Raw genomic sequence first — 19,049 nt, forward strand, 5'->3', positions numbered from 1 at the left:
AACGGAGTGATGACAATGGGTAGGACCGTACTCGCCATCGGCGGGCACATCGGCGACATGGACCTCACGGCGGGTCCGACCCTCGCCAAGATGGTGCAGGAGGGGGACCGGGCGATCATCCTCGCGTGCACCTACGGCGAGCGGGGCCACCCCACGATCGCGCCCGACGAGTATCGGAAGCAGAAGGTGGCGGAGGGCGAGGCCTTCGCGGCGGCGATCGGTGCCGAGTTCCGCGTGCTGGACTACTCCGACGGCTTCCTGCCCGACGACGACTCCGCCGCGGAGCAGATCGCCGACATCATCCGGCAGGAGAAGCCCGAGATCCTCATCACGCACTGGACCACGAGCATCCACCGCGACCACGAGCGCGCGGCGATCCTCGCGGAGCGCGGCCGGTTCCTCGCGTCTCTCCCCGTGGACAGCCCGTACGGACGCCACGGCATCTCGCAGTTCCTGCACGCGGACAACTGGGAAGACGCGGAGGGTTTCACGCCCGACCTGTACGTGGACATCCCCGACGCCGCGTTCGAGACCTGGCGGGCAGCCATCCAGGGCCAGGCCTTCGCCCGCGGAGAGACCTACGGGTTCCGGTACATCGACTACTACAGCGCGAACATGCTCGCGAAGGGCTGCCTGGCCGGCACCACCCGGGCGTGCGGCTTCAAGCGCGGCGACAAGGGCGCCGAGCTGGCAGGGCCGTGAGCCCCGAGCGCTCGACCGAAGGGCCGGAGGTGCGTCTGCGCCTCCGGCCCTTCCGCGTGGGCGACGAGGACGACCTCGCCGCCGTGTGCCTGCGCACCGGAGACTCGGGCGCCGACGCCACGGGCCTCTACCGCTCGCCACGGCTGCTGGGGGAGGTGTTCGCGCTGCCCTACGCGGCGTGGAGCCCCGAGACGTGTCTCGTGCTCGACGCCGGCGACCGCGTACTCGGGTACGTGGTGTGCGCGCCCGACACGACCGCGTACGAGCAGTGGTTCCGGCACGCGTGGTGGCCTCCCCGCGAGGCGCGGCACCGGGGCGACCGTGCCGACGGGGGCAGGGATGCGACCATCGTCGCGTTCGCCCGGAGGATCGGCGAGGGTCGGGTGCCGTTCGTGGACCGCTACCCCGCGCATCTGCACATCGACCTGCTGCCCGAGGCGCAGGGCCACGGGTGGGGGCGGCGGTTGATCGACACGCTCGCGACGCTGCTGCGCGACCGGGGCGTGCCGGGGATGCAGCTGACCGCCGGGACGCGCAACACCGGCGCCATCGCGTTCTACCGTCGCCTCGGCTTCGCGGAGCTGCGTCGGACGGACGACGGCGTGACGTTCGGGATGCTTCTCGACGACGTGACCCCGCGGCACTGAGGGCCGGGGACGCAGAAGGGGCCGCACCCCCGGGAGGTGCGGCCCCTTCTCGTCGTCCGGGAGGATCAGCCGATGAAGTCGGCGAGGTCCTTCTCGAGGGCGAACTTCGGCTTGGCGCCGATGATGGTCGTCTTGACCTCGCCGCCGTGGAAGACCTTCATCGCCGGGATCGACGTGATCTGGTACTTCATGGCGAGCTCGGGGTTCTCGTCGACGTTGAGCTTGAGGATGGTGATCTTGTCGGGGTTGTCGGCCTGGATCTCGTCCAGCACCGGCGCGACCATACGACACGGACCGCACCACTCGGCCCAGAAGTCCACCAGCACGGGACCATCGGCCTGCAGCACGTCCTGCTCCCAGGTCGCCTGGCTCGTTGCCTTTGCACTCATCAGAGTTCTCCTTGTTCGAGGTTCGCCTGCTACAACAACGGGCGAGGGGAAAGTGTTCCCGGCGCTGATCAGGCCGTGATGACCTCGGCGGCCTCCGCGGCGGGGACCTCGACCGAGGCGTCCTCCAGATCGGCGAGGAAGTGCTCCGCGTCGAGCGCGGCGACCGTGCCGGTGCCGGCGGCGGTGATGGCCTGACGGTAGGTCGGGTCGATCACGTCGCCCGCCGCGAACACCCCGGGGACCGAGGTGCGGGAGGAGCGGCCGTCGACCCAGATCGTGCCCTCGGACGTGAGCTCGAGCTTGTCGTGCACGAGGTGCGTGCGCGGGTCGTTGCCGATCGCGATGAAGAGGCCGTCGAGGGGCAGGTCGCGCAGCGAGCCGTCGACCGTGGACCGCAGCTGCACACCGGTGACCGCGGTCTCGCCGAGGATCTCCGCGACCTCGCTGTTCCACACGAACTCGATCTTCTCGTTCGCGAACGCCCGCTCCTGCATGATCTTCGAGGCGCGCAGCGTGTCCTTGCGGTGGATCACGTACACCTTGTCGGCGAAGCGCGTGAGGAAGGTCGCCTCCTCCATCGCCGAGTCGCCGCCGCCGACGACCGCGATGGTCTTCTGGCGGAAGAAGAAGCCGTCGCACGTGGCGCACCAGGACACGCCGAAGCCCGACAGGCGCTCCTCGCCCTCGATGCCGAGCTTGCGGTAGGCCGAGCCCGTCGCATAGATGATGGTCTTCGCCTCGTGCGTGGCGCCGGAGCCGAGCGTGACCTTCTTGACCGGGCCGGCGACATCGAGCTCGGTGACGTCGTCGTACAGGACCTCGGTGCCGAACTTCTCGGCCTGCTCCTGGAACTTGGCCATCAGCTCGGGGCCCTGGATGCCCTCCGGGAAGCCCGGGTAGTTCTCGACCTCGGTGGTGTTCATCAGCTCACCGCCGACCTCGACCGAGCTCGCGATGAGCAGCGGCTCCAGGTTCGCGCGTGCGGCGTAGATGGCAGCCGTGAATCCGGCGGGGCCGGAGCCGATGATGATGACCTGACGCATGTGATCTCCGTTAGAAAGGCGGTGCCGTCGAAAGACGTCCGACTGCTTCAACCCATGGTAACCGCGGGGCATTCCCCAGCGGCAGGCGCGCGCGGGCCTCAGCGACCAGGGAGGAAACGGCGCATCAGGCCCCCCGCCGCCTTCAGCTCGGGCGCCCGCATCGCCGCCAGCAGCGCGATGTACACCGCGACCACGACGAGGCCGATGATCGCCGTGCCCACGGCGCCCTGGATCTTGTCCGAGGCGGTCCAGCCGTCGGCGCCGCCCATCAGCTGGAACACGCCCCACCCGGCGAAGCCCGCGGGAATCGCCGCCACAGCGAAGCGGCCGATCGAGGTCGCCCACGTGCGCACGCCGAGACCGCCGAGGCGACGATGCAGAAGCCAGGTCGCGACGATCGTCTGCAGGGTGCTCGCGACGGACTGGCCGAGGGCGACCGCGGCCGCGAGCATCGTGATCGGGATCACCCCGGCCTGGTACAGCCCGCCCGCGAGCAGCGCCGTCGCGACGATGAGGACGCACTGGAAGATCGTGAACCAGAACGGCGTGCGAGTGTCGTCGTAGGCGTAGAAGGTGCGCTGCACGATGAACAGGATCGTCAGCGGGATCAGGCTCACGAGGTAGCAGAGCAGCACCAGCGCGGCGGCCTCGGCGTCGGGCGCGGAACTCGTGAACACGCGCGACGCGGGGATCGCAGCGGCGGCCACGGCGGCGACGGCCGCCACGATGAAGAACAGCAGCGTGCGGATGCTGCGCGAGATGTCGGCGCGCACCTCGGGGTCGCGTCCGGCCGCGGCGTGCTCGCTGATCTGCGTGAAGTAGGGCGTCCCGATCGACAGCACGATCACGGAGTACGGCAGCATGAAGATCAGCCACGCGTTCGCGGTGACCGTCGCGGAGGCGCCCGAACCGGAGGCCTCGCTCACGATGTTGCCCTGGAGCACGCCGGCGGCCAGGCTCGCGAACGCCATCAGGAAGGTCCAGCCGGCGAGCTTGCCGACCGTGCCCAGGCCCACGCCGCGCCAGTGGAAGTCGGGCTTGAGGGCCAGCCCGGTGCGCCGCCAGAACACGAGCAGCACCAGCGCCTGCAGCGCGATGCCGAGCGTGGCCGTGCCGCCGAGCGTGGCGATCATCGCGGGCGTCCACTCCGCCGCCTTCGTCGGCACCGGGGCGAACAGCGCCCCCAGGATCAGGAAGCCGATGATCGAGACGATGTTGTTGACGACCGGCGCCCACGTGAACGGGCCGAAGATGCGCCGCGCGTTGAGGGCCTCGCCCAGCAGCGCGTACAGGCCGTAGAAGAGGATCTGCGGGAGGCACCAGTAGGCGAGCGCGGTCGCCAGGGCCTGCGCCTCCAGCGGCGCCCGGCCGGCGACGAGCACGACCAGCCACGGGGCGGCGATCGTCGCGACAGCGGTGGTCGCGACCAGCACCACCGTGCCGAGCGTGAACAGCTTCGAGATGAACGCGTTGCCGCCGTCGGCGTCGGCCGTGGCCTTCACGATCTGCGGCACGATCACCGCCGTCAGCACGCCGACCGAGATCAGCGAGAACACGCTGTTGGGCAGGGTGTTGGCGAAGGTGAAGGCGTCGGCGGCCTCCGAGCCCACGGCGCCCAGCACGCCCACCAGCACGATGCTGCGGAGCAGACCGGTGAGGCGTGACACCAGGGTGCCGGCACCGATGATGGCGCTCGCGCGTCCGAGGCTCGTCACGGGGTCTCCTTCGTCGGCGGGGCGTCGCGGTCGAGTGCGCGCTCCTGCGCCGCCGCCTCGGCCTCCTTCTCCTCGATCAGCTCGTCGACGGCCACCTCGACCGCGTGCTCCTCGATGGCCTCCCGGCGCTTGCGGCGCACCGTGCGCACCACGCCGAGGGCGATGAGCAGCACGGCGAGGCCGCCGAACACCACGAGCCCGATCGTCTCCCACTCCGCGCGCACCGCCACCCGCACCGACTGCTCGGACTGGATGGGCACGCCCGTGGGGCTGGACAGGCTGAGCCGGAGGTCGAGCTCGCCGCTGCCCACCCGCGCCGACACGGGCACCTTGACCCGCGTGCTGGACTGGGGCTGCACGACCGTCTCGATCATGGGCTTCACCTCGAGGCGCGGGTCGCTCGGCGAGGCGGACAGCCGCACGGTCACCGGCCACGGGAGGTCGTTGCGCACCGCGATCGGCAGGTCGGCGTTCGCGGTGAGGAGCTGGATGGTGCTCGACGGGGGGATGCTCACGCTCGACAGGGTCGTGGTCGTGCGGGCGCGGTGGGCCGCGACCTTCTCGGCGAACGCGGCGTCGGACGACCCCACCGCGATCGTGCGCAGGATGCGCATCCGCTCCGGGGCGAGCAGCACGTCGGGCTCGCTCAGGATCGACGAGAACGCGGTGAGCGACTGCTCGTCGGTGAGCAGGTTCACGAGGTCGGCCGAGCGGGGGGCGGCGGCCGCCTCCGGCAGCGTGACCGCGACGGGAGCGGCGGCGCGGACCGTCGACAGCTCGAACCCGACGGAGTCGGCGGCGGAGATCGCGTCGCGCAGTGCGTCGGCCGTGCGGGTCTCGTCGCGGTCGAGTCCGACCAGCAGCGGTGCGCCGCCCGTGGCGCCCTGCGCCAGGAACAGCTGCGCGGCGGCCTCCGCGAGCAGACGCTGCCGCACGACCGGATCCGACGCCCCGGCGGCGCCCGAGAGCGCAGCGGACGTCGCGGCGTCGGTCACCAGCAGGTCCTGTCCGCCCGCGGTGGCGTGTGCGGCGGTGGGTCCGCCGACCGTGTCGGACGACACGACCGTGGTCGTGCCCTGGCCGAGGTACCCCGCGAACGCCGTCACGTCGGCCTGGGTGAGGTCCTGCTCCGGCCACACGATGCGGGGGAGAGCGCCGTCGACCTCGGTGAGCGTCGCGTCGTCGGGCAGGGCGGGCGCGTTCGTGCTCCCCGGCGAGGGGCTCGGTGTCGACCCCGGCGCGGACGTGGGCTCGGCGGTGGCCTGCTGCTGCGGGAACGCGGCGGGGTCGAGGAGGGCGGCGAACGGCAGCGGGGACAGCAGCGCGCTCAGGCCCGTCTGCGCCTGCACCGTGACGTCGGCATCACCGAACTGCAGCGCGAACCGGGGGTTGGGGAGCTCGTCGAGCCGCGTCAGCCACTCCCTCGCCGACTCCGGTGCCGCGGTGCCGAGGGCGCGGATCGACGCGAGGATCGCGGGGTCGATCGCGAGTACGGCCGTGGTGCCGGAGACCCCGTCGAGCTGCGCCGTGAGCGCGCCCTCCGGTGCGGTCAGCGTCGTGAGCTCCTCCGCCGTCAGCAGGGCGCCGCCGGCCGGGGTCGCGGTGACGGGCACGAGGACGCCGACCGGGCTCGCCGAGGGCGCGTTGACCACCAGCACGCTCGTGGCCGTGGTGTCCCACGTGGCCGCGCGCTCGCCGCCGGTGTCGCCCGTGCGCGCCCCGGTCAGTGCCGCCCGCAGCGGGTAGACGCCGGGGGCCAGGGTCTCGATGGTCTCCTGCGGCACGAACACCGTGGTCGTGGCGATGCCGTCCGGGTCGGCGGCCTTCGACGCCTCGTCGCCGAGGGAGATGAAGGAGCCGGTTGTCTCACCGTCGTCGAGCCAGTCGCTCACGGCGTCGGAGGTGGTGAGGGGCGTGCTGCCGAGCTCGATCTCGACCCGTCCGGCGCTCAGCTCGGTCTCGGTGCCGTTGGTGATCGTGACGACCGCTGACGTGGAGGTGCCGGGGGCGACCACGCCGCGCAGCCCGGCGGAGACGTGCAGCTCGACCGTGCGGGTGTCGTCGTCGCTCTTCTGATCCGCGGCGGCCGCGACCGCGGGAACCGCGACAGCGCACACGGAGGCGGCGATCACCGCGGCCGCCAGCCGTCGCAGGCGCACACGGAGGCCCGTGTGGGGGGTGATCGCGGTCATGAAGGTCTTCCTCGAACGCCGGGGAGGGGCGGATCGTGAGTACTGACCCTGCGATTCTAGGAGGCGCGAGGGAGGAGAACCCTGAAGACGCGTAGAGTGACGGCCGTGTCCGACGCCCCCGCACCCGTCCCCGACCCCGTCCGCAGCGCCCGCCTCGCCGCCGATCTCGACGCCGCCGACCTGCGGTCGGACCCGCTCCGGCAGCTGTGGGGCACGGAGGCCGACGACGCGCTCGGCCGCGGCATGCGCGAGCCGATCCTCCGCGCGATCGCCGACGACGACGGTGTGCTCGCGACCCTCGGCCGCCTGTTCGTGCTCGGGCTCCCGCAGCCGGAGGCCGCCGTCGCGTCGGCCCTCCCGACGCTCGGAGTGGACGGCCTCGTGGCCCTGGGGCTCGCGCGCGTCGAGGGCGACACGGTCGCACCGTGCGCGCTGCTGCGCCCGCAATCGTTCGTCGACGCCGACGGGGTGGGCGAGTGGTGGATCGCGAGCGACCTCGATGAGGTGGCGCTGGACGGCCCCTTGCCCGCCGACCACGTGCTGGGCGTGGGCGGGGCGTCGCGCACCCTCGCGGAGACCGTCGTGCCGGTGCAGGTGGAGCGCGCGCTCGACCTCGGCACGGGCTGCGGCATCCAGGCGCTGCTGGTCGCCCGGCGCGCGGGCACGGTGGTCGCGACCGACATCTCCCGCCGCGCCCTCGCCTACGCCGAGCTCAACGCGCAGCTCAACGGCGTGACGAACATCGACTTCCGTCACGGCAGCATGTTCGACCCGGTCGCGGGGGAGGCGTTCGACCTGATCGTGTCGAACCCGCCGTTCGTGATCACCCCGCGCACCGAGGGCGTGCCCGCGTACGAGTACCGCGACGGCGGGCTCGTCGGCGACGCGCTGGTGGAGACGTTCGTGCGCGCGGCCCCGGCGCATCTCACCCGCGGGGGCATCGCGCAGATGCTCGGCAACTGGGAGTCGCGGCAGGGCGTCACCGGGCTCGCGCGGCTCGAGGCGTGGGTGCCCGCCGACCTCGACCTGTGGGTGATCGAGCGCGAGGAGCTGACGCCCCTGGCGTACGCGGAACTGTGGATCCGCGACGGAGGCACCACGCCCCGCGATGCCGCGTTCGTGCCGCTGCTCACCGCGTGGCTCGACGACTTCGCGGCCCGCGGCGTGACCGCGGTCGGTTTCGGGTACGTGCTGCTGCGCCGCGGCGACGGCGAGCCTCTGCGGCGGGTGGAACGGCTCGGACAGTCGGTGTCGAACGTGGGCGCGGCGCTCGCCGCGGGGCTCGCCGCGCACGACGTGCTCGCGGCGGGGCTGCCGTCGACGCTGCTCGTGGCGCCCGACGTGACCGAGGCCAGACACCTCATGCCGGGCGACGACGACCCCAGCGTGATCGAGCTGCGGCAGGGCGGTGGCTTCGCGCGCACGGTGGGGGTGGACTCCGCGCTCGCCGGGTTCGTCGGCGCGTGCGACGGGGAGCTCACGGTGGCGCAGATCGTCGGCGCGCTGGCCGACCTGTTCGACGTGCCGCTGGCGGACCTGTGGGCCGACCTGGAGCCGAAGATCCGCTCCCTCGTGCGCGACGGCTTCCTGACACCGGGGGAATAGACGCGGCATCCATGCGTTCGAATACATCATGAAGGCTTTCGGATTCCTCTCCTTCGGGCACTACGCAGACGTGCCCGGCTCGGCGACCCGCACCGCGGGCGACATGCTGAAGCAGACGATCGAGATCGCGGAGGGGGCCGACGAGCTGGGCGTGAACGGCGCGTACGTGCGCGTGCACCACTGGGCGCGCCAGGCCGCCTCCCCCATGCCGCTGCTGACCGCCATGGCCGCGCGCACCGAGCGCATCGAGGTCGGCACCGGCGTGATCGACATGCGCTACGAGAACCCCTTCCAGTTCGCGGAGGAGGCCGCCGCGCTCGACCTCATCGCCGACGGCCGCATCGCCCTCGGCGTGAGCCGTGGTTCACCCGAGACCGCGCTGCGCGGCTACGAGACGTTCGGCTTCCGCGACACCGAGGACCCGGAGCGCGGCAGTGTGCTGGCGCGCGAGAAGTTCGAGATCTTCCTGCGCGCCATCGACGGGGAGCGCCTCGCCCCGGGCGACCCGCGCATGGTGGGTGCCGGGCAGTACCTGGCCATCGAGCCGCAGTCGCCCACCCTCCGCGACCACATCTGGTGGGGCTCCGGCTCGCGCGCCACGGCCGAGGAGACCGGACGCCAGGGCCTCAACATGATGAGCTCGACCCTCGTGACCGAGGCCACGGGACAGCCGTTCCACGAGCTGCAGCGCGAGCAGATCGACCTGTTCCGCGCCGCGTACCAGGAGGCCGGGCACACCGGGACCCCGCGGGTGTCGGTGAGCCGCAGCGTCTTCCCACTGATCTCCGACATGGATCGCGCCTACTTCGGGCTGCGCAGCGAGGAGAACGGCGACCAGATCGGCGTGATCGACGGGTTCCGCTCCACGTTCGGCAAGACCTACGCCGCGGAGCCCGACGTGCTCATCCAGCAGCTGCTCGCGGACGAGGCCGTGATGGCCGCGGACACCCTCATGCTCACGATCCCCAACCAGCTCGGCCCGGAGTACAACCTGCACGTGCTGGAGGCGTTCGCGGAGCACGTGGCCCCGGCGCTCGGGTGGAAGCCGAACACCGAGGGACCCGTGCAGGGCGACCCGGTCACCTGACGGGGGTCGCCCCGCGCCGTCCGCGGCTCGGATCAGCCCTTCGCGGGGCCGAACAGCTCCTGGCCGTGCTCGTGCAGGAGCTTGTACGCGTCGGCGAAGGTCTGCGGCTCGGGCTCGCCGGGCGTGCCGTAGCGCGCGATGAGCAGGCCGAGCAGCCCGCGTGCCGGCGGGGTCAGCGGCTTGAGGTGGTCCGCCTCGTTCGGCTGCGGCGTGCCCTCCTCGGGGTTCGGCGGCGTGTAGGCCGGGGTGGTCACGGGCCAGTCGGCCGGATGCCGCGGCCTGTCGAGGTTCACCACGTTCATGAGCGTGTTCGCCGACTGGTCGCGGTCGTTGAGCGGCTTCAGGCCGTGCAACCGCGACAGCGTCGCGGTGACCGAGCCGTGGTGCATCTCGTCGTGGATGATGGTGCCGCGGCGTGTGTACGCCGACACCGCGATCGCGGGCACCCGGCAGCCCAGACGGTCGAACGTGAAGCCCATCTCGCCGGCCTTCGTGTCGGGCGTCGGCTTCGTGGCGGCGGGCGGCGGCACGTGGTCGTAGCAGCCGCCGTGCTCGTCGAACGTGATGAGCAGCAGGGTGTTCACGGCGTTCGAGCCGTCGGGCGTCGCACTCGTGCGCACCGCCTCGTAGATGTCGTGGATCAGGCGGTCACCGGCGCGCACGTCCGAGATGGCGCTGTCGAACACCGGCTCGCCGTCGACCACGCTCTCCCGCGGCGACCCGAACGGCGGGTGGAAGTCGTTGTGGTCGTAGACCATCCGCGGCTCGATGAACGCGTAGGCGGGGAGGGTGCCGTTCTTCGCGTCGGCGTAGAAGTCCTCCATCGTGCCGAAGTGCTCGGTGCGCCAGTACTTCTCCAGCACCGCGGCGTGCAGCATGCCCGTGAACGACACGAGCTGCAGCTTGTCGATGTAGATCTTCCAGCTGACCTTCGCGTCTTCCAGCCGGTTGAACACGGTGGGTGCCGCGGGGGCGTCGATCCACTTCTTGTAGCCGCCGCCGGCCTGGTTCGTGACGAACCCGTGCGAGGTGGACGCGTGGAAGAACGAGCGGTTGCAGAACGTCTGCGAGGGGACGGCCGCGTACCAGTGGTCGAACACGGCGAACTCCGACGCCAGGGTCGACAGCACCGGCAGCATCTCGGGCGAGAACGAGCCCATGATGTGCCGGGCCTCGTCGACGCTCGGCTCCGTGCCGCCGCGGAGCCGCCGGAAGTTGATGATGTAGTCCTCGAGGAAGCCCGACATCGTCGCCTTCTCACCGTGCGTCGGGGCGTTGAACGGCGCGGACATCTGGTCGACGAACAGGTCGGCGTTGGTCTTCGGGTCGACCGTGCCGAAGATCTGGGTGTTGACGTGCGGGTACTCCTCGCCCGGGTCGGGGTCGGGCAGGCTCATGATCCGGTCGGTGTCGCCCTGGTAGACATGCGCATCGACCACGGTGCCGTCGGCGGCCGTGTTGCTGTGCGAGCCGAACGCGAGACCCTCGAACGTCTCGCCCTTCGGCAGGTTGTCCTTCGTGTAGAGGTACCCGAGCAGGTTGTCGAACGAGCGGTTCTCGCCCATCACCACGACCACGTGGTCGAAGCCCGGCTCCTTCCGCGGCGTGAGGGCGGCGAACGGATCATCGCCGGTCGCGAAGCCGTCGCGCGGGTTGTTCCCCGCCACGGACGCGCCGATCGCCGCGCCTCCGGCCCCGCCGATGACGGCCCCCGCGAGTGCGGCACCCCCCACCTTGAAGAACCCGCGGCGGGACGTGTCGCGGGGGGCGGGAGACGGGGAGGGGGAGTCTTCGTCGGCCATGCGCCGATCCTATGACCGGGCGGGGCGGCTCCGCAGGGGTTGGGCGCTGTTCACAACTCCGGAGAAATCGAGCCCCATGGCCGGATCGCAGCGCAGGAGACGACGTGTCGCCCGAGAACTCCGGAGTTGTGAATGGTCGAGGGCGGGTCAGGCGGCGGGGATCCAGAGGACCGCGCCGTCGCGCCAGCCCAGGCCGGCGGGGCCCTCGGGGATCGGCTGCTCGTGGCGGGGGCGGACGACGCGCAGCCGCTTCCCGGCGAACTCGACGATGTAGACCACGTCGGCACCGCGGTACACGTGCGCCACGACCTCGACCGCCACCGGGGCGTCCGCGCCGACCGTCGGCGCCAGGTGCAGGTCCTCCTGACGCAGCACCACCTCGCCCGCGCCGTCGGCGCCCGCACCGGTCAGCGGCACCTGCACGCCCGTGCCGTCGACCGTCGCGGTCACACCGGAGCGGGTCGCGGGGAGCAGGTTCGCCGCCCCGATGAAGTCCGCCGCGAACGGGGTGCGCGGGGAGCCGTACAGCTCGGCGGGCGCACCTTCCTGCTCGATCACGCCGCCGTTCATCAGCACGATCCGGTCGGACAGGCTCATGGCCTCCTCCTGGTCGTGCGTGACGAACACCGTGGTGAGGCCGAGGGTGCGGTGCAGCTCCTTCAGCTCCACCTGCATGTCTTCCCGCAGTCGCGCGTCGAGGTTCGACAGGGGCTCGTCGAGCAGCAGCACCCGCGGCTCGAACGCGATCGCTCGGGCGAGGGCCACGCGCTGCTGCTGGCCGCCGGACAGCTGGGCGGGCATGCGGTCGGCGAGGTGACCCATCTGCACGCGCTCCAGCGCCCGCACCGCGAGCTCCTTCTGCTCGGCCTTGGGCTTGTCGCCGGCCATCCGCAGCCCGAAGCGCACGTTCTCGACCACGCTCATGTGCGGGAACAGCGCATAGCTCTGGAACATCATGCCGAGGTGCCGCTTCTCGGGCGGCAGCTTCGTGACGTCCTGTCCCGCGATCTCGATCGTGCCGCTGGTGGGCGACTCGAGCCCGGCGATGCAGCGGAGCAGCGTGGTCTTGCCGCAGCCCGACGGACCGAGCAGCGAGACGAACTCGCCGGACCGCATCGAGAGGTCGATGCCCTTGAGCACCTTCGTCCCCTTGAAGTCCTTGGTGAGTGAGGTGATGGTGAGCGTTGTCATCAGACGAACAACCTTCCCAGGCCGATGATGCGTTCGAGGACGATCATGAGGACGACGGTGAGCAGGACCATGAGGGTCGAGACGGCCGCCACGGTGGGCGACGTGCTGAACTCCAGCTGGCCGTAGATGGCGATGGGCAGCGTCTCCAGCTGCGGGGTGCGCAGGAAGAGGGCGATGACCGCATCGTCGAACGAGATGTTGAAGGCGAAGAACGCGCCGGCCGCGATGCCGGGGCGAGCGATGGGGAGCACGACGAGCCGGTAGCGGTTCCAGGTGCTGGCGCCGAGGGTGCGCGCGGCCTCCTCGGTGAAGTGGTCGGCGCGCGTCATCACCCCGGTCACGGTGCGCATCACGTACGGGATGGCGATGACCACGTGGATCGCGATCAGCACGCCGACGTTCGGCGAGCCGATCGTCAGGGACGCGATCGACAGCGCACCGATGGCGAGGATGATCGTGGGGATCGTCAGCGGCGACATCAGCAGCGCCTGGATCGCGGCTCCGCCGGGGACGCGGAAGCGGGTGAGCGCCAGCGCGGCCGCCGTGCCGATCGCCGCGGCGACGATCGCGACCGTCACACCCACCACGAGGCTCAGGCGGAACGGCTCCAGGTAGGTGTCGGAGGTGAGCGCCTCCACGTACCAGTCGAGCGTGAAGCCCTGACCGGGGAACGTGAGGAAGCGGTTCTCGCCCACCGAGGCGCCGGCGACGACGAGCAGCGGCACGAGCATGTACAGCGTCACGACGACGCCGAGGAGGATCGCGAGGATCCGGCCGAGGATCGGAACGGAACGGACCATGGTCACACCTTCTGCTTCCCGAGCCGGGACGTGGCCGCGAGCACGAGCATGACGCCCGCGAACAGCAGCACGGCCTGCGCCGCCGCGAACGCCCAGTCGAGGTTGGTGGTCGCGTCGACGTAGATGGTCTGCGCGAACACGGGGATCTGCGAGCCGCCGATGAAGCGGGGGGTGATGAACGAGCTCACCGACAGCACGAACACCAGCGAGGCGCCCGCGACGATGCCCGGCACCGACAGCGGCAGCACCACGTGGCGCAGCGTGCGCCAGAAGCCGGCGCCGAGCGTGCGCGACGCCTCTTCCAGCTGCGGCCTGATGCCGGAGATCACGCCGAGGATGCTGAGCACCGCGAACGGCAGGAGCACCTGCACCATCGCGATCACCACGCCGGTCTCGGTGCCGAGGAAGCCTTGGGTGCCGCCGACGAGGAGCTCCGCGCCGGGGATCTGCATCATCAGGCCCGACGGACCCATCAGCACCACCCAGCCGAACGTGCGCACCACGACGCTGGTCATCAGCGGCAGGATCACCACGATCAGCAGGAACGAGCGCACCTTCGAGCCGGCCCTGGCCATGATGTACGACAGCGGGATGGCGATGACCAGCGTGATCACCGTCTGGATCACCCCCAGGCGGAGCGAACGCAGCGCCGCCTGGAGGTGATATTCGCTCGCGAACAAGCGGGTGAAGTTGTCGAGGGTGAACCCGCCTGCCGGCGATTGCACGCTCATGAGAAGCATGCCGGCCACCGGGGTGAGGAAGGCGAGCGCGAGCAGCACGATCGCCGGCAGGAGCAGGAGCCAGGGCTCCTTACGGGTTCGGACGCTCATTTGGTGATCAGCGCATTCCACTCGTCGGTCCACGACTGACGCGACGCGGCGATGTCGCCGGGCGCGTAGACGACGACGTCGTCGAGCTCGTCGCCGGTCAGCACGGACTCGGCCGCCTCGTCCGACAGCTCGGCCTTGGTGTTGACCGGGGAGTAGCGCATGTTCTCCGCGAAGACGGCCTGCGCCTCCGGGCGCAGCTCGAAGTCGATGAACAGCTTCGCCAGGTCGGGGTTGTCGCGACCCTCGACCACGTTCGCGGTGATGAGCGACGCCGTCGCACCCTCCTCGGGCACGATGAACTCCACCGGGAGACCCGCGTCCTGCAGCGTGCCCGCGTAGTCCATGGCGTACGGCGCGAGCCAGGTGTCGCGCTGGGCGAACGCGGTCTGCAGGTCGGGCGAGGTCGGCACCACGATCGCGTCGCCCGACGAGGCCAGGGCCCCGAGCTCCGAGATCGCCTCGGACGGGTCGTCGATGCCGCCGCCGAGGGTGTCGGCCACCCGCAGCATCGACAGCACGCCGTACGTGTTCGAGAAGTCGGTCAGCGCGATGTGACCGGCGTACGCGTCGTCGAACAGGTCCTCCCACGAGGTGGGCGCCGGAGCGTCCGCCTCGGTGTTGTAGACCAGGCCGATCGGGGCGAGCTGGATGACGGGGCCCTCGCCGCGCTCGAGACCGGCGGTCGCGATGTCGATCAGGTCGCCGGACTCCGACAGGTCGTCGGCGGCGATCGGCGCGATGAGGCCCTGCTCGGCGGCGGTGAACTCCTGGCCGCCGGAGAAGTGCACGACGTCGATCTGCGGGCTCGCCTTCTGGGCGGTGACCTGCGCGAGCGCGTCGGCGCTGTACAGGGTGATCAGCTCGACCTTCGCGCCCGTCTCCTCCTCGAACGGGTCGACGACGGCCTCGATGAAGGCCTTCTCCCAGTCGCCGCCGAACGACGTGACGACCAGGGTCTCGCCGGCGAACTCCTTCTCGCCGCCGGACGCGGAGGACTCGTCGTCACCGGCGGCACAGCCGGCGAGGACGAGGGCGCCGGTGGCGACGAGCGCTCCGGCGGTGAGGATTCTGCGGGTGTTCATGCACTGCTCCTTCGGGATGGGTCCAGCACGGGGGGAGGGGTGACGCCTAGAGGCGTCCGAGGGTGAGCTGCTTCGCTCCGTCGATGCGGATCGCGGCGCTCTCCTGAGCGAACTCCGCGAGTCCTTCGGTGATGCCGGCCCAGATGTTGACGGGTGTCCATCCGAGCGGGCCGAGAATACGGGCACCACGATCGTAGAAGACGCCGATCTCATACCACTCGAACGGCAGCCCGCCCATCTGCATCGGGCGCTGCCAGTACCACTGCAGATCACCGGGTGCGGGCACGACCTGCTGGTTCTCGGCGGGCACGGCCTCCGGGTCGAAGTTCTGCGCCTCCTCGGGCAGTCCCATCATGACCTCGGGCCCGGCGTACATCGCGTGCATGGTCTGCATGGTGACCGGCTTCTCCAGCGCGCCCCACATCGCCTCGCACGTGCGGGGGGCGAGGTCCTCGAACAGCGTGGCGACGGCGCGGACGCCGTTCTCGTACTCGAGGAAGATCTGCTTGGTCATCGGGTTCCTTTCTTCGCGGCGGAGGATTCCGCCGCTCGTTCACGGGCGGCCTCGACGAACGCCGCGAACAGCGGGCGCTCCCCGGCGGCCTCATCGGGGTCGATCATCTTCTCGGGGTGCCACTGCACCGCCCAGAAGGGCCACTCGCCGTCGGTCTCGACGGCCTCGACGATGCCGTCGGGCGCCCAGGCCACGGGCCGCAGGCCGGGCGCGGACCGATCGACGGACTGGTGGTGGATGGTGTTCACGATCCGCTCGGTCGTGCCGTACAGGGCGGCGAGGCGGCTGTCCTCGGCGAACACGACGGGGTGCCGTGCCGAGAGCTGCTCGTCGGCGCCGCGCACGGGATGGTGATGCTCGGTGGCGGGGATGTCGACGATCAGCGAGCCGCCGAAGGCGACGGTGCTCACCTGCAGGCCGCGGCAGATCGCGAGCACGGGGAGGCCGCGGTCGCGGGCGCCGAGGGCCAGGGCGATCTCGTAGCCGTCGCGGGCGGAGTCGTATGTCTTGCCGTCCTGCGGGGCCGCGCCGTAGCGGGAGGGGTGCACGTCTTCCCCGCCGGAGAGCACCAGCCCGTCGAGTCGGTCGAGCACCTCGTCCACCCCGCCGGTGGGCGGCAGCAGGACGACGGCGCCGCCGGCCGCCTCGACCGGCGCGGCGTACTCGGCACCGAGCGTGTGGGCCGGGCGACCCGTGCCGAGGTCGGTGTCGATGAGGCGGCGCCACGTGGTGATGCCGATGAGCGGGCGGGTCACGACAGCTCGATCCAGGTGGTCTTGAGGTCGGTGAACTTCTCCATCGCGTGCAGGCTCTTGTCGCGCCCGAAGCCGGAGCCCTTGACGCCCCCGAACGGGATGGTCATGTCGCCCTCCTCGAAGCAGTTGACCCACACGACCCCGGCGCGCAGGCGCCGCGAGAGGGTGTGCACGGCGTTGAGGTCGGTGCTCCACAGCGCGGCGGCGAGCCCGTACTCGGTGCCGTTGGCGATGGCCAGGGCCTCCTCCACGTCGTCGTACGCGATGACCGAGAGCACCGGGCCGAACACCTCGCGCTGTGCGACCTCGTGCTGCGGGGTGACCCCGAGCACGACGGGGGCGAAGTAGCTGCCGCCGTCGACCGCGGCGAAGCGCTCGGGGCTGCCGGCCGCCAGCTCGCCGCCCTCGGCCTGTGCCCGCTCCACGAAGCCGGCGATGCCGGAGAGCTGCTTCTCGCTGACGATCGCGCCCATCGAGGTGCCCACGTCGAACGGGTCGGCCGGGAGCGTGGTGCGGGCCACGTCGGCGGCGATCTCCAGGGCGCGGTCACGCTGCGCCCGCGGCACGAGCAGCCGCGACGAGGCCGTGCACATCTGGCCCTGGTTGTAGAAGCAGCCGTCGGCGGTCGCCCGCACGGCGCGCTCCAGGTCGGCGTCGGGGAGCACGAGGCTCGCGGTCTTGCCGCCCAGCTCGGGCCACACCCGCTTGCCGTTGGAGGCGGCGGCGTAGCCGAGGAACCGGCGGCCGACTTCGGGGGAGCCGGTGAAGGTGACGACGTCGACGTCGTGGTGCTCGCCGAGGGCCCGGCCGGCGATGTGCCCGGCACCGGGGGTGACGTTGAGCACGCCGGCGGGGATGCCCGCCTCGTGCGCGAGCTCGGCGAGGCGGAGTGCGGAGAAGGTGGTGTGCTCGGCGGGCTTGAGCACCACGCTGTTGCCGACCGCGAGCGCGGGGGCGAGCTTCCACGCGGTCATCGTGAGCGGGAAGTTCCACGGTACGACGGCGGCGACCACACCGGCGGGTTCGCGGGTGACGAGGGCGAGGCTGCCCGGCGCGGTGACGGGCAGCTCGTCGAGCACCTTGTCGACGGCCTCGCCGTACCAGCGGAAGCAGTTCACCACGGCGCGCAGCTCGGTCTGCAGGGCCTCGCGCACGGGCTTGCCCATCTCCAGCGAGATGGTGAGGGCGAGCTCTTCGGCGTTGTCGTGGATGAGCTGCGCGAACGCGATCAGGCGCTGCCCGCGCTCGCGGGGGGCGATGCGCGACCAGACGCCGGAGTCGAACGCGGCGCGGGCCGAGCGGACGGCGCGGTCGACGTCGGCGTCCGAGGCGGCGGCGATGGGCGGCAGGGCGCGACCGTCACGCGGGCTGACCGGGGCGAGCGGCTCGGCGGTGCCGTCCTCCCACGCGCCGTCGATGAACATGCGGGTGCGCAGGGTGAGCGTCGCCGCGCGGTCCGCCCAGTCGTCTCCAGTAGCCGTGAACACGATCGTCCTCTCCAGGGGTGATGGCCCTGGAGAGGATACTCGCCCTATTTCGCCACTAGGTCAAGCTATAGCGAACGATCTCGCCATTTCTTTACACTCCCGTAACAGAATCGGCCTATAGCCGGATGGCTCCCGTCGGCATGTCCTGCGCCAGCGCCTCGGGTGCCTCGTCGACGATCAGCGAGCCGCGAAGCACCGGGGTGATCACGACGAGCGACTCCACGACCTCGAGCCCGTCGTGTCCCGCGACCGCCGGTCCCGTGAGGAAGTCGTAGAACGCGTCGGCATCGGTCACCAGCACGTTCATGAGCAGCTGCGAGGTGCCCGTCGTCGCCACGATGAACTTCACCTCCGGAGCCGCGGCCAGAGCCGTGCCCACCTTCTCCAGCCGGTCCATCGGCACGCGCAGCCACACGAGCGCCTCCAGGCCCAGCCCAAACAGGCTCGGCACGATCTCGGTGCGCGGATGCATCAGGCCGCGCCGGTTCAGCGACTCCATGCGGCGCCGGGTCGTGGTCACGTTGAGGCCCAGGGCGCGGGCGAGCTGCGCCACCGGCATCCGCCCGTCCTTCAGCAGCAGCCGGATCAGCGCCTCCTCGTCGGCGCTCAGCGCATCGGCCGGATCGACCTCCGAGCCCGACGACTCGTTGAGCATGCGCACCTGCTCGTCGGTCAGCACGCCCACCCGCCAGTCGTGCCCCGAGCGGAAGAACTTCAGCACCGTGGTGACGTTGATCGACGCGATGCCGTCGACCTCCGGGAAATCGGTGAACAGCAGCTCGCGGATCGACGCGTCGTCGTGGGGGAGCAGCATGCCCGCGATGTCGCTGCTGCCCTCCAGGACCGACACCGAGGAGGCGTCGGTGCGCCGCGCGAGCGTGCGGGCGACGTGCCACAGCGCGTGCGGCTCGGTCGTGATGCGGAACAGCACGGCCCGGGCGTGCAGCACCCTCGCCGGGTCGACGTAGGTGGAGACCCGTACGAGGCCGCGGTCGAGCAGACGCTGTCCACGGCGGGCGACCGTGCGCTCCGGCAGGTCGATGGCGCGCGCGATCTCACCCCACGACGCCCGCCCGTTCACCTGCAGGGCCGCGGCCACGATCCGGTCGGTCTCGTCGGCCATCACATCGTTCGCGGGCACGGGTTCTCCTTCGCGGGTTCGGGCACGTGAAGGTTATCCCAGGACCACGACGAGCGAAGGTGCCGCC

At 71.2% G+C, this 19,049-nt stretch carries 17 protein-coding genes; 4 read left to right on the forward strand and 13 right to left on the reverse strand.

The features are described 5' to 3' along the window. Positions 1-15 precede the first annotated feature (15 nt). Entirely contained in the window at positions 16-702 is a 687-nt protein-coding gene (locus tag DW297_RS14875; protein WP_136033771.1) for a PIG-L deacetylase family protein, read from the forward strand. Continuing rightward, positions 699-1,349, forward strand: a complete 651-nt coding sequence (locus DW297_RS14880; protein ID WP_240744642.1) for a GNAT family N-acetyltransferase — start codon at positions 699-701, stop codon at positions 1,347-1,349. Before DW297_RS14875 ends, DW297_RS14880 begins: the two co-directional genes overlap by 4 nt. 65 nt (positions 1,350-1,414) lie before the next feature. Here DW297_RS14880 and trxA read toward each other — a convergent pair whose 3' ends face one another. The 4 genes from trxA to DW297_RS14900 all read right to left on the reverse strand — a co-directional run bounded on the left by trxA (position 1,415) and on the right by DW297_RS14900 (position 6,688). Next, positions 1,415-1,738 carry a thioredoxin gene (gene trxA, locus DW297_RS14885; protein WP_136033773.1) on the reverse strand — a complete coding sequence of 108 codons (324 nt, stop codon included), beginning with the start codon at positions 1,736-1,738 and terminating at the stop codon, positions 1,415-1,417. 68 nt (positions 1,739-1,806) lie between these two features. Next, positions 1,807-2,781: a thioredoxin-disulfide reductase gene (gene trxB, locus DW297_RS14890; RefSeq protein ID WP_136033775.1), complete on the reverse strand. Its 975-nt coding sequence runs from the start codon at positions 2,779-2,781 to the stop codon at positions 1,807-1,809. Positions 2,782-2,879: 98 nt separating this feature from the next. Next, positions 2,880-4,496 (reverse strand): murein biosynthesis integral membrane protein MurJ, encoded by a 1,617-nt coding sequence (murJ, locus tag DW297_RS14895; protein WP_136033778.1) that lies wholly within the window; start codon positions 4,494-4,496, stop codon positions 2,880-2,882. After that, the gene (locus tag DW297_RS14900; RefSeq protein ID WP_205828309.1) at positions 4,493-6,688 is read right to left on the reverse strand and encodes a DUF6049 family protein; all 2,196 of its coding nucleotides are present in this window, start codon (positions 6,686-6,688) and stop codon (positions 4,493-4,495) included. The genes murJ and DW297_RS14900 overlap by 4 nt, the downstream gene beginning before the upstream one ends. A gap of 96 nt (positions 6,689-6,784) precedes the next feature. Between DW297_RS14900 and DW297_RS14905 the strand changes: the two genes are divergently transcribed. Continuing rightward, entirely contained in the window at positions 6,785-8,293 is a 1,509-nt protein-coding gene (locus tag DW297_RS14905) for a N5-glutamine methyltransferase family protein (protein WP_136033780.1), read from the forward strand. A 28-nt stretch (positions 8,294-8,321) separates the two neighbouring features. Continuing rightward, entirely contained in the window at positions 8,322-9,380 is a 1,059-nt protein-coding gene (locus tag DW297_RS14910; protein ID WP_136033782.1) for an LLM class flavin-dependent oxidoreductase, read from the forward strand. A gap of 32 nt (positions 9,381-9,412) precedes the next feature. Here the strand turns inward: DW297_RS14910 and DW297_RS14915 are convergent, their stop codons facing one another. The 9 genes from DW297_RS14915 to DW297_RS14955 form a co-directional block, all read right to left on the reverse strand. After that, entirely contained in the window at positions 9,413-11,182 is a 1,770-nt protein-coding gene (locus DW297_RS14915; protein ID WP_136033784.1) for an alkaline phosphatase family protein, read from the reverse strand. A gap of 147 nt (positions 11,183-11,329) precedes the next feature. Beyond that, positions 11,330-12,373 (reverse strand): ABC transporter ATP-binding protein, encoded by a 1,044-nt coding sequence (locus DW297_RS14920; RefSeq protein ID WP_136033786.1) that lies wholly within the window; start codon positions 12,371-12,373, stop codon positions 11,330-11,332. Further along, positions 12,373-13,173 carry an ABC transporter permease gene (locus DW297_RS14925; protein WP_206252167.1) on the reverse strand — a complete coding sequence of 267 codons (801 nt, stop codon included), beginning with the start codon at positions 13,171-13,173 and terminating at the stop codon, positions 12,373-12,375. Before DW297_RS14925 ends, DW297_RS14920 begins: the two co-directional genes overlap by 1 nt. A 2-nt stretch (positions 13,174-13,175) precedes the next feature. After that, positions 13,176-14,003 (reverse strand): ABC transporter permease, encoded by an 828-nt coding sequence (locus tag DW297_RS14930; protein ID WP_136033790.1) that lies wholly within the window; start codon positions 14,001-14,003, stop codon positions 13,176-13,178. Beyond that, complete coding sequence (locus DW297_RS14935) at positions 14,000-15,085, reverse strand: ABC transporter substrate-binding protein (protein ID WP_136033792.1); 1,086 nt, start codon at positions 15,083-15,085, stop codon at positions 14,000-14,002. Before DW297_RS14935 ends, DW297_RS14930 begins: the two co-directional genes overlap by 4 nt. Before the next feature lie 46 nt (positions 15,086-15,131). Further along, positions 15,132-15,599 carry a DUF3830 family protein gene (locus tag DW297_RS14940; protein ID WP_136033794.1) on the reverse strand — a complete coding sequence of 156 codons (468 nt, stop codon included), beginning with the start codon at positions 15,597-15,599 and terminating at the stop codon, positions 15,132-15,134. Then, positions 15,596-16,354, reverse strand: a complete 759-nt coding sequence (locus DW297_RS14945) for a gamma-glutamyl-gamma-aminobutyrate hydrolase family protein (RefSeq protein WP_168442876.1) — start codon at positions 16,352-16,354, stop codon at positions 15,596-15,598. The genes DW297_RS14940 and DW297_RS14945 overlap by 4 nt, the downstream gene beginning before the upstream one ends. After that, positions 16,351-17,841, reverse strand: a complete 1,491-nt coding sequence (locus DW297_RS14950; protein ID WP_136033798.1) for an aldehyde dehydrogenase family protein — start codon at positions 17,839-17,841, stop codon at positions 16,351-16,353. Before DW297_RS14950 ends, DW297_RS14945 begins: the two co-directional genes overlap by 4 nt. Before the next feature lie 115 nt (positions 17,842-17,956). After that, positions 17,957-18,982 carry an Lrp/AsnC family transcriptional regulator gene (locus tag DW297_RS14955; protein WP_136033800.1) on the reverse strand — a complete coding sequence of 342 codons (1,026 nt, stop codon included), beginning with the start codon at positions 18,980-18,982 and terminating at the stop codon, positions 17,957-17,959. Positions 18,983-19,049: the final 67 nt, after the last annotated feature.

Origin of the sequence: Microbacterium sp. PF5 (assembly GCF_004794315.1) — a bacterium.
Taxonomy (GTDB): domain Bacteria; phylum Actinomycetota; class Actinomycetes; order Actinomycetales; family Microbacteriaceae; genus Microbacterium; species Microbacterium sufflavum.